Raw genomic sequence first — 13,223 nt, forward strand, 5'->3', positions numbered from 1 at the left:
CTCATGCGCTTTACGAAAACTGTTCTGATTACAGGCGCCCTGTTCGCTCTGTCTGGTTGCGTCAGCATTCAGGCGACGGACACGTCGCTCGATCTCGATACGGGCCAAACGAGTGCGAGCCTGTCGGATCGCGTGCAGATCAAAACCGCAGTCATGGATTATTTCGAAGGGCAGGGTGAGGGCAGTTTCAAGCGGCTCGACCGCGCTTTCAATGATAACGCCTCCATGTTTGGCGTTTCGACCAATGATGACGGCGAAGACTATCTTCGCGTCTGGCCGAAAATGAGCGAAGTGGTGAAGAACTGGTCGCGCAATCCCAATCCGGATGCGGAACCTCGCGACGGCGAAATCATGAGCATTGATGTCGCGGATGGTCGGATCGCGACCGTCTTGTTCCGCTCCACTGATCGTTTCTATGATGCGCTGACGCTGGTGAAGATCGACGGCCAATGGGAAATCGCGTCCAAAGTCTTCATCCGGCAAATGCCCTAGCCATGTCGGCGCGCGGGTTTGAGATCATGGTGGGCGCAGTCGCGCTACTGTTCACGGCGATTTTCGCCGCCATGGTCATGCCCGCGCTCACAGCGGATTTTGATCCGGTCGGAGCGGCCCTGTCGGGCTTCGTCAATCCGTATGCGTCGGGCTATGCGTGGGATGCGATCCTGTGCTGGGTCATCTTGAGCGTCTGGATTCTCTATGAACGCCAGACATTACAGGTTAAGTATGGCTGGATCTGTATTGCGCTCGGTCTTGTGCCGGGCGTGGCCGTCGGGTTCGGGCTCTATCTGATCCTGCGGATGCGAACATTGAAATCAAAGGCGAACAATGCCCATTGAAGTCCTCATGCCCGCCCTGTCTCCGACGATGGAGGAAGGCACGCTTGCCACCTGGATGGTCAAGGAAGGCGACACGGTCAATTCCGGTGACGTGCTGGCAGAGATCGAGACCGACAAGGCGACGATGGAAGTCGAAGCCGTCGATGAAGGCACGGTCGCACGTATCTTGGTCGAAGCGGGTTCTGAAGGCGTGAAGGTCAACGCACCGATCGCGATCCTGCTTGAAGACGGCGAGGATGCGAGCGCACTGGATGGGTATAGCGCGGGTGGAGGCTCTGCGTCGCACTCAGACGCAAAAGAGCAGCCGAAGGAGACACCGGCAGTGGACGCCGGGGACAGATCATCAGATCAGCCCTCCTCCGCACCTGTTGCCGGAGCCTCGTCCGGCAATGAGGAGCGCATTTTCGCAAGCCCTCTCGCCAAGCGTATGGCCGAGCAAGCTGGGCTTGATCTGGCCTCTATTACGGGCTCTGGCCCGAACGGACGGATTGTGAAGGCGGATGTCGAGTCCGCGCAAGCCGCGCCTCAGCCATCGGCTCGACCAACGCCTCAACCGGATGCGAAACCTGAGCCAGCCCCCGCGACGACGACAGAAGTCGGCCTGCCGCGTGGTGGCGGAGCGGAAACCCTCACTAAAATGGGGATCGCGCCGGAAAGCTACCGCTTGGAACCTCTGGACGGTGTGCAGAAGGTGATTGCCCGCCGTCTGACCTCGTCTAACGTCAATGTGCCGGATTTCCCGCTGACCGTCGATTGCGAAATCGACGCGCTGCTGGCCATGCGCAAGGAACTGAACGGGCAGGCCCCCGAAGGGATCAAGATCAGCGTCAACGACATGCTTATCCGGGCCTGTGCGCTCAGCCTCAAGGCCGTGCCGGAATCCAACGCGAGCTATACGGAAGACGGCATCGCTTATCATCACAATGCCGATGTCGCCGTCGCGGTTGCGTCGGAAAAGGGCTTGATCACGCCGATCGTGCGTCAGGCTGAAAATAAGGGTCTGTCCGTCATTTCCAGCGAAATGAAGGATCTGGCGGGCCGAGCGCGCGACGGGAAACTCAAACCGCAGGAATATCAGGGCGGCAGCTTCTCCATCTCCAATCTCGGCATGTTCGGCATTCGCGAATTCGGCTCCATCATCAATGAGCCGCACGGCATGATTCTGTCCGTGGGGGCGGGCGAACCGCGTCCCGTCGTCAAAGACGGCGCGCTCGCCATTGCGACGATGATGACAGTAACGCTGACCTGCGATCATCGCGTCGTCGACGGGGCTGCCGGCGCGCGCTGGCTGCAGCACTTCAAGGGACTGATCCAGAATCCCCTCACAATGATGCTGTAGACGATGCTGCTGCAGGGCTTTTCGCCTGACAAGCGAGTGCGGTTGAGCAGAGACTCGTCACGCCCTATCCTGTGACTTGAGGGGCTTGAGTTGAGCCGGAGCCAGCCATGGTGCTGAAATTTCTGACAGCGGGTTTGATCGCGGCGCTTCTGGCGGCTGGCGCTGTCTATTACAGTCTGGACGCCCAGAATTTGCAGCCGCGCGGCGTGCCGTCTGCCGTGCCGAGCGCGACTATGGAGCGCGACACACCGCCTGGGACGGAGCATTACCGGCTGAACGGGACGGACTCGCCGTCGTCTGATGCCGATGAGCGTCCGGCTGCCGGGACGGACACACTGGCGACGGACACTCCAGCGACGGACCGGGATGAGCGGCCATCGCCGGACGCACCGAAGCCCCGCAAAGCCACGGACTTCGACATTCTTGTCGCGCAGGCCGGCGCGCTTGAGCTCGTCGATATGCGCGACGATGCCTATCTGACATTGCTTGACTGGGCGCTGCAGGATGAACGCTACCGGGATGCGATGAATGTGGCAGGCCGCCTGTCCGCGCCAGAGCTGCGCGATACGGCGCGGCAGCGGATCGGCATCAGTCACGCCCGCGCAGGCCGGATGCAGGAGGCATTCGCCATTCTGGAACAGGTCGAAATCGAGCCTCTGACGGATCCGATCCGTCTGGAAATTATTCGCGCCGCCACCCGCGACGAGTAGTCTCTTTCGCGACCCGCCTGAGCGATGTCTGTGCTGGCCCCCTCACCATTTCATATCTCCCTTGCACGCTACGGGGTGCATGCTTAGGTCGGGATTGGCTACGGGCTGCCCCGTAACGTGCTGGAATGCCCCGGAATTGCGGAAACGCCGTGCGGGCAAGATCCTGAAGGGCTGGAGTGAACCATGTCAGATTTCGACGTCATCATTATCGGATCCGGCCCGGGCGGTTATGTGACCGCCATTCGCGGCAGTCAGCTCGGACTGAAAGTCGCTATCGTCGAGAAGGCGGAACTGGGCGGCGTATGTCTGAACTGGGGCTGCATCCCGACCAAGGCGATGCTGCGCTCCGCTGAAATCTACGAGAATATGCAGCATGCCAAGGCTTACGGGCTGAGCGCCGAGACGGGCTATGATCTGAAAGCGATCGTCAAACGCTCGCGCGATATTGCCGGGCAGCTCTCCGCTGGCGTCAAGCATCTGATGAAGAAGAACAAGATCACAGTGATTGCGGGACATGCCACGCTCAAGTCCGGCGAGCCTGCGCCTATCGTCACCGTGGATGGCAAGGACTATACGGCTGAGCATGTCATCGTCGCATCCGGCGCCCGCGCGCGGGTGATTCCGCAGGCCGGACTCGAACCGGACGGACAGTTCATCTGGACGGCTCGCGAAGCCATGGTTCCCGATACGATTCCGGACCGTCTGCTGGTTATCGGCTCCGGTGCGATCGGCATGGAATTTGCCAGCTTCTTCTCTGCTTTCGGCGCCAAGACGACGGTCGTGGAAATGATGGACCGTATCCTGCCGGCCGAGGACGCTGAAGTCTCGGCTTTCGCCCAGAAGCAGTTTGAAAAGCGCGGGCTGTCATTCCGTCTCAATACGCAAGCGTCGATCAAGACCGGAAAATCCGCCGTGACCGCGACGTTTACGAAGGATGGAAAAGAAGAAACCGCAGAATTCGACCGGGTCATCCTGGCTGTCGGGATCGTCGGCAATGTCGAGGATATGGGACTGGAAGAGCTGGGCGTCAAAATCGACCGGACCCACATTCAGATCGATGAATTTTCAGGAACTGGCGTGCCGGGGCTTTATGCAATTGGCGATGTAACCGGGCCGCCCTGGCTCGCGCACAAGGCGTCACATGAAGGCATTATTTGCATCGAGAAGATTGCGGGCCAGAACCCGCATCCGCTGGATCCGAACCGGATTCCGGGCTGCACCTACTGCCATCCCCAGGTCGCGTCCGTCGGTCATACCGAAGCGCAGGCCGAAGAGGCGGGCTTCGACGTGAAAACCGGCAAGTTCCCCTTCATCGGCAATGGCAAGGCGATTGCGCTGGGCGAGCCTGAAGGGTTCGTCAAAACCGTCTTCGACGCGAAAACGGGCGAACTGCTCGGTGCGCATATGATCGGCGCGGAAGTGACGGAACTGATCCAGGGCTACGCCATCGCGCAGACGCTGGAAACGACGGAGCATGAGCTGATCGAAACGGTGTTCCCGCATCCGACGCTTTCAGAGATGATGCACGAAGCCACATTGTCGGCCTTTGACCGGACGATCCACTTCTAGTCGATCAGCACGGCATTCCGGTCGAAGGGTTTGGGTTCGCGCCCAAAGCGCAACCAGTCACTGAAAGGACCTTTGCGCGCCAGAGCCGGTTTCTCGATCCAGATCCAGGACAGCCAGGCAAGGCCGAGCGTTATCGGCAGTGCGATCGCGAATAGTGCGATCACGCTCAGGCCCGGCCAGAGCGCCATGGCGGTCTGCAGAATGACCCAATGATAGATGTAGAGCCCGTATGACATGTCCGGGAGGCGTTTCAGCGCATCGAAACGCGGGGCATGCAGAAATGCCGCCCACATCACGAAGGCTGCCAGCATCAGGTTCATCGTGACTTCGACCGCCTCGATATCGCGGATGAGCCAGCACAGAAGGGCAAGCGCCGGGATCATCCAGAGCGACACGGTGATCCGGTCACGATAGGCATAGATCGCTGTGCCGAGGCCATAGGCGATGGCGAAACGGATCATGTTCTCGAGGGATGCCGGCAAATGTTCGAACGTCCCGGACTGCTGTCCGACGATCCAGATGATGGATGGGACGACGAATTGTGCCAGCAACATCCATTTGCGCCGCATCAGACCCAGGGTGAAGGCCAGAACGGTCCCGATATAGCAGAGCATTTCAAAGCGAAGCGTCCATAAGGGCGCTGAAGCATAGGGTTCGCCATTATCCGCAAAAACGCCGGGCAGGATCATATCCGTATTGAAAAAGCTCAGCACGCGGATCGGCTGCGACAGTACGTCCGGATGGCTGAGATAGGCCCAGAGCGGCAGATCGGACATGAAGGTGCCGACGATGAAGACAACGAAAAGCACATGCACGATCAGTGCCGGGTAGATCCTGATCAGGCGAGACGCGGTGAACAGGGTCGGATCGCCGCGATAGAGCATGGATTTCGTGACCAGAAAGCCGCTGGTGATGAAGAACAGGTTCACCGCCATGTAACTGAATGTGTAGCTCAGGAAGAGTTGCGGCTCTGCATCCGGGCTTCCTTTGCCGACGGCATAGGCGTGACCGATGACGACCAGCAATGCGAACAGCAAGCGGAGCGGCGTGAAGAAGTTATCGTGGCCATCCCGGATGGAAACGGGCCGACCGAAGCGTTTGCGTGATATGTCCATGGTCGGTTCCACGGGCGAAACCTACCGATCCTGCGTTAAAAAACGCACAACACAGCGTTCGCCATCGATAGATTGTTCTATGGTCAATAGAGGGTTAAGGCGGGCGCATGAACAAGCCAAAACCCATTCACAACAGCATCAAACGGGGGTGGACGCCCGACCGGGTTGGTGACCAGACCGGCAAAACGGTTCTGATTACCGGCGGTAATTCTGGCATCGGACTGCAGGCGGCGAAAATACTGGCCGGAAAAGGCGCGGACATTCTGCTTTGCGCGCGCAGCGAAGCCAAAGGGCAGGCGGCGGTCGATGCCGTCAATGCGATCGGCGGCGGGACAGCTCGGCTCGTCATTCTCGATCTGGCCGACATGGCATCGATCCAGGCCGCGGCGAAATCTGTCGCTACACTCACGGACAGGGTCGATGTGCTGGTCAATAATGCCGGCATAATGCAGACACCCGAACTGACCACGAAGGACGGCTTCGAGTTGCAGCTCGGCACCAATCATCTCGGCCATTTTCTGCTCAATGGTTTGCTCTACCCGCTGGTCGAGGCGGCGGATGGGCGAATCGTTGTCGTCAGCTCCATCGCGCACAAATTCGGGCGGTTGAACCTGAAAGACCTGATGTATGCGAATGGCGGCTACACGCCGACCATTGCCTATGGGCAAAGCAAACTCGCCAACATCGTCTATGCATTCGAGTTGCAGCGGCGTCTGGACGCGGCGGGCAGCTCCGTGACGGCTTATGCCGTTCATCCCGGCTATTCGAATACGGAGCTACAAAATACCGGACCCACAGGTGTGTTGAACCTGCTTTATAAGCCGCTCAACGTGCTGATGGCACAGCCTGCCGAATATGGGTCCTATCCGACTGTGCTGGCCGCAACCGATCCGGCGGCGGCACCCGGCGGCTATTACGGTCCGACAGGCTGGCAGGATGCGCGCGGTCCGGTCGGCGATTCCGCGGTTCATCCCAAGGCACTGAACGAAGACAAGGCTGCAAATCTCTGGGTGCAAAGCGAAGCGTTGGTGGATTTCTATTGGGAGAGCGTCCTGCCAAACGCAGGGTAGGGATGCGCATTCGCCTCTTGTGAATCGCGCTCAGGCGCGCCAGTTAGCGGGATCTATGGCCACGCTGATCGATCTGAAAAACCGTCCGCGACATCCGGAGAAGGCCAACAGGCCGGAGACCGAAGTGCTGCGCAAGCCGAAATGGATCCGGGTCAAGGCCCCGACATCGAAAGGTTACGCCGAAACCCGCAAGATCGTGAAGGACAAGGGTCTTGTGACCGTCTGCGAAGAGGCGGCCTGTCCGAATATCGGCGAGTGCTGGGAAAAGTCGCACGCGACCTTCATGATCCTCGGCGAAGTCTGTACGCGCGCCTGCGCTTTCTGCAATGTCGCGACCGGTCTGCCGCAGGCGGTGGATCAGCAGGAACCCGCCAAGATCGCCGAAGCGGTTCAGGAAATGAACCTGAAACATGTGGTGATTACGTCGGTGGACCGTGACGATCTGGCGGATGGTGGGGCGCAGCATTTCGTCGACGTCATTCATGCGATCCGGGCGACGTCTCCCGGTACGACAATCGAAATTCTCACGCCCGATTTTCTGCGCAAGGGTGATGCACCCAATGCCGTGATCGATGCACGCCCGGATGTGTTCAATCACAATCTCGAAACTGTGCCGCGCCTCTATCTGTCCATCCGCCCCGGCGCGCGCTATTTTCACTCGCTGCGCCTGCTGGAAAAGGTGAAGGATCGTGATCCGAGCCAGTTCACAAAATCGGGCCTGATGGTTGGCCTCGGCGAGACCAAGGAAGAGGTCATGCAGGTCATGGACGATATGCGCTCGGCTGGCATCGATTTCCTGACCATTGGTCAGTATCTGCAACCGACCCGCCGCCATGCCAAGCTGGAACGGTTCGTCACACCTGAAGAGTTCAAGGCCTATGAGACGATTGCCCGGGCCAAAGGCTTTCTGATGGTGTCGGCCAGCCCGCTGACGCGTTCATCCTATCACGCCGACAGCGATTTTGCGCAGCTTCGTGCCGCTCGCGACGCGAAGCTGGGGGTCTGATGCCGAGCACGCGCTTTCTCGAAAGAGTACCGCATTGTCCGGACTGCGTCATGAGCCTCGTCACGGAGGTGGAGCGCTATCCGGATTTCATCCCGGCCATGTCGGCCTTGCGCAAGACGAAGGATTTGCCGGACGGGTTCGAGGCCGAAGCGATGATCAATTTCAAGGGCATCGTCGAGACATTCGCATCGCGTATCACGATCGACCCAGACGCGCGCACGGTCCGGGTCGAAAAGGCCAAATCTGGCGGTCCGGTCAAAAAGCTCCATAATCGCTGGAAATTTCATGAATTGTCGGATGGATCGACGCTGGTCGATTTCGAAGTCGATGTCCGGCTGATGTTTCCGCTGGAATCACTGCTGCGGCAGAAATTCGACAAGGCGAAAGTCATTATCCGCAACGTGTTCGTCGAACAGGCGATGGATCACTGCGACCGGGTCGGCAGTATCAATCCGCTGATCCTGACGGATGAGGTTGCCAAGCTGGGGCTGGATCAGCGCCTTATCTTCGCTCCGCCGCTCGTCTGAGCATTCTCAGCGCATGCATCACGGCCTGATCGCGGACGCGGTTGCGGCTGAGATCGTCAAAAAGCTGCGTTTCGGTTTCGATACTGTCCTGTGTCGCCAGGCCGAAACAGACCGTGCCGACCGGCTTTGCTGCCGTGCCGCCGCCGGGACCGGCAATACCTGTGATCGAAATCGCCAGATCGACGTCTAACCTGTCTTTCGCGCCCAGCGCCATCTGACGCGCCGTTTCCTCGCTGACTGCGCCATGCTGCTTCAGCGTGCTCGCAGAAACGCCCAGCAACTTCACCTTCAGGGCGTTGGAATAGGTCAGGAAGCCGCCTTGAAATACGGATGAACTGCCGGGCATGGCGGTAATGGCCGCACCTAGCAGTCCCCCGGTGCAGCTCTCCGCAACACCGATCGTCAGGCCGCGATGGTTCGCTTTGGTCAGCACATGTTTGGACAGGCGGAAAATGTCGGCCAGAATTGGATCGGTCATGCCTTGATCTCCACGGTAGCCAGCGCCTGCGCCGCAATGCCTTCTCTCCGTCCGGTAAAGCCCAGCGTCTCGGTCGTCGTCGCCTTGATCGATACCCGGCCGAGCGGAAGTCCGGTGATGGCCGCCACGCGGTCACGCATGGCCGCGCGATAGGGTTTGATCTTGGGATGCTCGCAGATGATCGTCAGGTCGACATGGCGGAGCGTTGCGCCGTGTTCCCTAGCCAGCGTCACCGCATGCGCCAGAAACCGGTCCGACGCTGCGCCTTTCCACTGTGGATCAGACGGCGGGAAGTGATCGCCTATATCGCCTTGCGCAATTGCGCCGAGCAGAGCGTCGGTGATGGCGTGAAGCCCGACATCGGCATCCGAATGACCGACCAGCGTGTATGGGCTATCGATTTCGACGCCGCAGAGCCAGAGCGGCGCTTCGCTTTTCTCAAGCTTATGGACGTCAAAGCCCGATCCGGTTATCGTCAGTTTACGGGGTGAGAGCATGGCGTCCGCTTTGGCGAAGTCATCCGGCCACGTCACCTTGAAATTACGCTCTGATCCCGGCGTGAATGCGAGAGTGAGCCCGGCCTCCCGCGCCACGGCGATATCGTCATGGGCCGATGCGTCGGCGGGCAGGGCGTCATAGGCGGCCTTGATCTTGGCATAATCAAAGGCTTGCGGTGTCTGTACGCGGCGCAATCTGTCCCGGTCGACCGGAGTGAAATCATCGCTTTTCAAGGCATCGGCGATGGCGAGAGCGGGAACGGCTCCGTCATGCGTTGTCAGCGCGTCGATCAACGGCTGGATCAGATCGCGATCGATAAAGGGACGCGCCCCATCATGGATGAAAACCTGTGCAGGCGGGCTTTCGCGCAATGCGTCCAGCCCGGCTCGGACAGATGCCGTACGCGTTGCACCGCCGGTCACGCGGATCGCATCCCCCGGCAGATCAGCAGCCCAGCTGTCATTCGCAGCCACGACTAGGATGATTCGATCGAACAGAGCTGTCTGTGATGCATTATCCATCGTCCAGGCCAGCAGTGGTTTTCCAGCTATATCTCTGTATTGTTTTGGTAATTCACCACCGGCGCGCTGTCCGCGACCAGCGGCGACCAAAATAAGTGCGCGGTCGGTCACAGGGCAGTCTCTCCGATGCTGAAATATTGTGCGTGATGGAACGCTCGGCTAGGGATCGCCTGATGCCAAACCCTGTGCATATCGGCAAGCTGGCCTTGCGGTCGCGTGTTCTCGTCGCGCCCATGTCGGGTGTGACCGATCTGCCTTTCCGACGTATCCTCTCGCGCTTTGCGCCCGGGGCCGTCGTGTCCGAAATGATTGCGGGCGAAGGCCTGGCCAAGGATGATCCGGAAAATGTCGCGCGGGCAGCAGGCGGCGCCGACATCAAACCCATGGCGGTACAGCTGGTCGGGCGAGACCCGCACTGGATGGCGGAGGGCGCGCGAAAGCTGGAAGCGGCAGGGGCGGAGCTGATCGACATCAATTTCGGCTGTCCGGCGCGTAAGGTGGTAACTGGGATGAGCGGTTCTGCCCTGATGCGCGAACCCGAACTCGCCCGCGACATCGTCTCATCCGTCGTGGCCGCTGTCGAGTGTCCCGTCACCGTCAAGATGCGCCTTGGCTGGGATGATGACAGCCTCAACGCGCCGCAGATCGCGACAGATGCCGTTCAGGCCGGGGCCGTCGCGATCACGGTGCATGGCCGCACACGCTGCCAGTTCTACACAGGGCAGGCCGACTGGGCCGCAGTCCGGGCGACCCGCGAAGCCGTCAGCGTGCCTCTTTTTGTCAATGGTGACATTACGGACGGCGCGTCTGCGCTCGCAGCGATGGCGGAGTCGGGCGCAGACGGGGTGATGGTCGGGCGCTCCCTGATCGGACGTCCCTGGGCGTTGGCGCCGATCATGTGCGCGGTCGATGGGACGGCAGACAGGCCGCCTCTGCCGGGAGCGGAGAAGTCGGCTATCGCATTGGCACATTACGATGCAATTCTCGCCTTCTACCCCGAACGTAAAGGGGTTCGCGTCGCGCGCAAACATCTGGTCGGATATGCGGCTGAGGCGGGTCTGTCCGATGATGATCCGGTCCGCACGCATCTGGCGCGCTCGGATGATCCGAACGAGGTCAGGGCGCTCCTTTCCGATCTGTTCGATGACTCGCGAAAGGACGCGGCATGAGCGCGAGCCTGATCGAAGACTGGCCGTTTCCCATGTTCCAGCTGGAAGATCGGCGCGTCGTCTTTGCCAATCTGGCGGCGCAGGAATGGACGGGCGACAGCCTGAAGAAGATGCGGGGCCGGCTGATCTGTGACGTGATCAAGACGGATCCCGGTCTGGCCGAGCAGCTGGAAAAGTCTGCCGCGCTGGACGCGCCACTGACGACGCGGGGCTGTTCAGCGACTTTACCGAACGGTGCATCGCTCACATGCCATACGACGGTCTACCCGGTCGAAGGCGGCTTTCAGGGTCTGTCCTTCTGGCTCGCCGGGCCACGCCCGCGCTCAAGCCAGATGGGCGGCCCGGTCGTGTCCGGCATGGGGCGGATGATTGCGCATGAGCTCAAGAACCCGCTGGCCGGGATCAAGGGGGCCGCGCAACTTCTGCATGACGATGTACCGTCACAGGAAGGCAAGGCTCTGCTGACGCTGATCGGATCGGAAATTGATCGCATCCGGCGTCTGGCGGACCGTATGGAAACGCTCGGCGATCAGGATCCCGATCATCTGGACTCGGTCAATATTCATACGGTGCTGCGATCTGCGCGCCGGATCGTGCAATCAGCGGAGCCGCGCCTGATCTTCACGGAACGCTATGATCCGTCCTTGCCACATGCGGCGGGTGATGCGGACACGCTGATGCAGGCCATATTGAACCTGATCCGCAATGCGCAGGACGCTCTGAGCGAAACCGAAAATCCGGAAATCGAACTCTCCACCAGTTTCCGGACGGGCGTGACAGGTGTCGCCGAAGATGGCGGGCAGGGGCGACATTTGCCGATCCAGATCAATGTGACGGATAATGGCCCCGGCATTTCCGACGATTTTCAGGACCATATCTTTCAACCCTTTGTTTCGACCAAGCCGGACGGGCAGGGGCTGGGGCTCGCGCTCGTCTCCAAGGTCGCGAAAGCGCATGGCGGCCTGGTCGAGGTGCGCTCGCGCCCCGGTCGAACCACTTTTTCCATTCTCCTCCCGGATAATACGGAGACTGCCTCATGAAATATGACGTGCTACTGGCCGATGACGATGACAGTATCCGGCTTGTCCTGAGCAAAGCCCTCACACGTGCGGGTCATTCTGTCCGGGCGACAGACAATGCGCAGACATTGCTCAAATGGGCCGAAGCCGGGCATGGCGACATCATCCTGACCGATGTAATGATGGACGGTCGCGAAGTGTTCGAACATCTGCCGACGATTGCGGAAAAACGTCCCAAACTGCCCATCATTGTGATTTCCGCCAACAATACGGTCAATACGGCGCTGAAATCCGGGCAGCACCGCGTCTTCGAATATGTACCCAAGCCATTCGATCTGGACGAAATCACCAGCGCGGTGGCGCGCGCCGGGCAGACTGTGAGCCCGCGTCGCAGTAAGGCGTCGCAGACGCGCAGCCTGCCCATGATCGGTCGATCGTCGGCTATGCAACCTGTTTTCCGAGCCGTATCGCGTTTCGCGGCAGCCAATCTACCCGTACTCATTCAGGGGCCGGTCGGAACGGGTAAGGATCTGGTGGCGCGGCTGCTTCATGATGGCGGTCCGCGCAAGGACCGGCCTTTCATGCGCACGGCCGATTTCGACAACACCTCGCTGACCCTGCAGAAGGTCAATGGCGGTGATCTCTATATCGATGAAGTCGCGGAGCTATCTCAGGCCCAGCAGGAACGGCTATTGGCGTTCCTGACCGAAAGTGAGCTGATCCCGGCGGCGGACCGCCCGCGTGTCATCTGCGCCACGCGCAAGGACCTGCGAGAAGAGGTCGAAACGGGCCATTTCCGCGACGATCTGCTGTTCCGGATCAATGTGGCGGAAATCCGTATTCCGCCATTGGCCGACAGGGACCGCGATACGGTCGAACTGGCCGAAGCCTTTCTGTCGCAGGCGAGCCCGTCGCGATCGCGTCGTTTTTCGACCGACGCACTGGAGGTGCTGCACCGCCATGAATGGGTCGGCAATGTCCGAGAGCTGGAAAACATCGTGCGCCGTCTGGCTGTGCTCTATTCTGATGATGTCATTTCCGCCGACATGGTCCTGCAGGAGTTCTCGAAGGATATCCGGTCCGGGCGCGACGATGCTGACGGTGTTGATCGCTTCGACCGGCAATTATCGCTGGCCTGCCGGGCTTTGCTCGATGGTCCGGACGCAGAAGAGGGCGGATCGCACTATCAGACCGCCATGGCCTGGATCGAAAGACCGCTGATCACGGAAGCGCTGCGCGTGACGGGCGGGAACCGCGCCAAGGCGGCGGATCGTCTCGGTATTCACCGCAATACGCTGCGGACACGCCTGAAATCGCTGGATCTTCAATAGGGCGTTTCAACGCTTTGCATTGATGTGTTGAAAAT

At 60.1% G+C, this 13,223-nt stretch carries 14 protein-coding genes; 11 read left to right on the forward strand and 3 right to left on the reverse strand.

The window, feature by feature from the left end; translation table 11 throughout:
• Positions 1 to 3 precede the first annotated feature (3 nt).
• The 5 genes from AB6B39_RS07905 (at position 4) to lpdA (ending at position 4,454) form a co-directional block, all read left to right on the forward strand.
• Positions 4 to 492, forward strand: coding sequence for a nuclear transport factor 2 family protein (locus AB6B39_RS07905; RefSeq protein ID WP_284369139.1), 489 nt, complete (start codon positions 4 to 6; stop codon positions 490 to 492).
• A gap of 2 nt (positions 493 to 494) precedes the next feature.
• The gene (locus AB6B39_RS07910) at positions 495 to 836 is read left to right on the forward strand and encodes a DUF2834 domain-containing protein (protein ID WP_284369138.1); all 342 of its coding nucleotides are present in this window, start codon (positions 495 to 497) and stop codon (positions 834 to 836) included.
• Positions 826 to 2,175 (forward strand): pyruvate dehydrogenase complex dihydrolipoamide acetyltransferase, encoded by a 1,350-nt coding sequence (locus tag AB6B39_RS07915; protein ID WP_284369137.1) that lies wholly within the window; start codon positions 826 to 828, stop codon positions 2,173 to 2,175. Before AB6B39_RS07910 ends, AB6B39_RS07915 begins: the two co-directional genes overlap by 11 nt.
• Before the next feature lie 107 nt (positions 2,176 to 2,282).
• Complete coding sequence (locus AB6B39_RS07920) at positions 2,283 to 2,885, forward strand: hypothetical protein (RefSeq protein WP_284369136.1); 603 nt, start codon at positions 2,283 to 2,285, stop codon at positions 2,883 to 2,885.
• A 183-nt stretch (positions 2,886 to 3,068) separates the two neighbouring features.
• Complete coding sequence (lpdA, locus tag AB6B39_RS07925; protein ID WP_284369135.1) at positions 3,069 to 4,454, forward strand: dihydrolipoyl dehydrogenase; 1,386 nt, start codon at positions 3,069 to 3,071, stop codon at positions 4,452 to 4,454.
• On the opposite strand, the gene AB6B39_RS07930 is transcribed toward lpdA, so the two are convergent.
• Positions 4,451 to 5,569: an acyltransferase family protein gene (locus AB6B39_RS07930; protein ID WP_284369134.1), complete on the reverse strand. Its 1,119-nt coding sequence runs from the start codon at positions 5,567 to 5,569 to the stop codon at positions 4,451 to 4,453. The genes lpdA and AB6B39_RS07930 overlap by 4 nt on opposite strands.
• A 107-nt stretch (positions 5,570 to 5,676) precedes the next feature.
• Between AB6B39_RS07930 and AB6B39_RS07935 the strand changes: the two genes are divergently transcribed.
• From AB6B39_RS07935 to AB6B39_RS07945, 3 genes are read left to right on the forward strand one after another with little or no spacing between them, the layout of a single operon-like run.
• Complete coding sequence (locus AB6B39_RS07935; RefSeq protein WP_284369133.1) at positions 5,677 to 6,639, forward strand: oxidoreductase; 963 nt, start codon at positions 5,677 to 5,679, stop codon at positions 6,637 to 6,639.
• Positions 6,640 to 6,694: 55 nt separating this feature from the next.
• Positions 6,695 to 7,645, forward strand: coding sequence for a lipoyl synthase (lipA, locus tag AB6B39_RS07940; protein WP_284369132.1), 951 nt, complete (start codon positions 6,695 to 6,697; stop codon positions 7,643 to 7,645).
• Complete coding sequence (locus AB6B39_RS07945) at positions 7,645 to 8,172, forward strand: type II toxin-antitoxin system RatA family toxin (RefSeq protein ID WP_284369131.1); 528 nt, start codon at positions 7,645 to 7,647, stop codon at positions 8,170 to 8,172. The genes lipA and AB6B39_RS07945 overlap by 1 nt, the downstream gene beginning before the upstream one ends.
• Here AB6B39_RS07945 and AB6B39_RS07950 read toward each other — a convergent pair.
• Positions 8,147 to 8,650: a CinA family protein gene (locus AB6B39_RS07950; protein ID WP_284369130.1), complete on the reverse strand. Its 504-nt coding sequence runs from the start codon at positions 8,648 to 8,650 to the stop codon at positions 8,147 to 8,149. The two genes, AB6B39_RS07945 and AB6B39_RS07950, sit on opposite strands and share 26 nt — an antisense overlap.
• The gene (locus AB6B39_RS07955; RefSeq protein ID WP_284369129.1) at positions 8,647 to 9,780 is read right to left on the reverse strand and encodes a bifunctional 2-C-methyl-D-erythritol 4-phosphate cytidylyltransferase/2-C-methyl-D-erythritol 2,4-cyclodiphosphate synthase; all 1,134 of its coding nucleotides are present in this window, start codon (positions 9,778 to 9,780) and stop codon (positions 8,647 to 8,649) included. The genes AB6B39_RS07950 and AB6B39_RS07955 overlap by 4 nt, the downstream gene beginning before the upstream one ends.
• A 62-nt stretch (positions 9,781 to 9,842) precedes the next feature.
• On the opposite strand from AB6B39_RS07955, the gene dusB reads away from it, so the two are divergent.
• The 3 genes from dusB to AB6B39_RS07970 are packed head-to-tail and all read left to right on the forward strand — an operon-like array spanning position 9,843 to position 13,188.
• On the forward strand, positions 9,843 to 10,838 hold the full coding sequence (dusB, locus tag AB6B39_RS07960; RefSeq protein WP_284369128.1) for a tRNA dihydrouridine synthase DusB: 996 nt from the start codon (positions 9,843 to 9,845) through the stop codon (positions 10,836 to 10,838).
• Complete coding sequence (locus AB6B39_RS07965) at positions 10,835 to 11,878, forward strand: two-component system sensor histidine kinase NtrB (protein ID WP_284369127.1); 1,044 nt, start codon at positions 10,835 to 10,837, stop codon at positions 11,876 to 11,878. The genes dusB and AB6B39_RS07965 overlap by 4 nt, the downstream gene beginning before the upstream one ends.
• A complete protein-coding gene (locus tag AB6B39_RS07970) occupies positions 11,875 to 13,188 on the forward strand; it encodes a sigma-54-dependent transcriptional regulator (protein WP_284369126.1) in 1,314 nt (437 codons plus the stop codon). The genes AB6B39_RS07965 and AB6B39_RS07970 overlap by 4 nt, the downstream gene beginning before the upstream one ends.
• Positions 13,189 to 13,223: the final 35 nt, after the last annotated feature.

This window comes from Algimonas porphyrae (genome assembly GCF_041429795.1).
In the GTDB taxonomy this organism is placed as follows: Bacteria; Pseudomonadota; Alphaproteobacteria; order Caulobacterales; family Maricaulaceae; genus Litorimonas; species Litorimonas porphyrae.

Bases quoted from the DNA above. Each gene is read 5' to 3' on its own strand.
- AB6B39_RS07905 (WP_284369139.1), top strand. From the start codon at position 4: ATGCGCTTTACGAAAACTGTTCTGATTACAGGCGCCCTGTTCGCTCTG.
- AB6B39_RS07910 (WP_284369138.1), top strand. From the start codon at position 495: ATGTCGGCGCGCGGGTTTGAGATCATGGTGGGCGCAGTCGCGCTACTG.
- AB6B39_RS07915 (WP_284369137.1), top strand. From the start codon at position 826: ATGCCCATTGAAGTCCTCATGCCCGCCCTGTCTCCGACGATGGAGGAA.
- AB6B39_RS07920 (WP_284369136.1), top strand. From the start codon at position 2,283: ATGGTGCTGAAATTTCTGACAGCGGGTTTGATCGCGGCGCTTCTGGCG.
- lpdA (WP_284369135.1), top strand. From the start codon at position 3,069: ATGTCAGATTTCGACGTCATCATTATCGGATCCGGCCCGGGCGGTTAT.
- AB6B39_RS07930 (WP_284369134.1), bottom strand. From the start codon at position 5,569: ATGGACATATCACGCAAACGCTTCGGTCGGCCCGTTTCCATCCGGGAT.
- AB6B39_RS07935 (WP_284369133.1), top strand. From the start codon at position 5,677: ATGAACAAGCCAAAACCCATTCACAACAGCATCAAACGGGGGTGGACG.
- lipA (WP_284369132.1), top strand. From the start codon at position 6,695: ATGGCCACGCTGATCGATCTGAAAAACCGTCCGCGACATCCGGAGAAG.
- AB6B39_RS07945 (WP_284369131.1), top strand. From the start codon at position 7,645: ATGCCGAGCACGCGCTTTCTCGAAAGAGTACCGCATTGTCCGGACTGC.
- AB6B39_RS07950 (WP_284369130.1), bottom strand. From the start codon at position 8,650: ATGACCGATCCAATTCTGGCCGACATTTTCCGCCTGTCCAAACATGTG.
- dusB (WP_284369128.1), top strand. From the start codon at position 9,843: ATGCCAAACCCTGTGCATATCGGCAAGCTGGCCTTGCGGTCGCGTGTT.
- AB6B39_RS07965 (WP_284369127.1), top strand. From the start codon at position 10,835: ATGAGCGCGAGCCTGATCGAAGACTGGCCGTTTCCCATGTTCCAGCTG.
- AB6B39_RS07970 (WP_284369126.1), top strand. From the start codon at position 11,875: ATGAAATATGACGTGCTACTGGCCGATGACGATGACAGTATCCGGCTT.